We start from the raw sequence: 252 nt of genomic DNA, 5'->3' as shown, positions 1-252 counted from the left end.
TTCCAGCACCGAGCCCTCCATGGCCCAAGCTCCACCCGACGAAGAAACTCCTGGCGAGAGCCCACTCGACGTGGCGGGGTGGCTGACCCGGCACGGAGACGCGCTCCTCCATTATGCCCTAGTCATGGTAAAAAATGAAGAGCAGGCGAAGGACCTGGTCCAGGAGACCCTGCTCGCCGCCTGGAAGGGGCGCAACGGCTACCAGGGGCGGGCGTCGGAGAAGACCTGGCTCACCGCCATACTCAAGAACAA

1 protein-coding gene is annotated in these 252 nt (G+C 63.5%); it reads left to right on the top strand.

Going from position 1 to position 252, the window contains the following annotated elements:
* Window positions 1-19: 19 nt before the first annotated feature.
* Window positions 20-252 (top strand): sigma factor (locus tag ACTFO6_RS19225; protein WP_439935925.1); only part of this gene is annotated, 233 nt, incomplete at its 3' end.

Origin of the sequence: Pelomicrobium sp. G1 (genome assembly GCF_051905455.1) — a bacterium.
Taxonomy (GTDB): Bacteria; Pseudomonadota; Gammaproteobacteria; order Burkholderiales; family UBA6910; genus Pelomicrobium.
The sequence above is the reverse complement of the archived record's forward strand: the minus strand, read 5'-3'. Positions and strand labels throughout refer to the sequence as shown.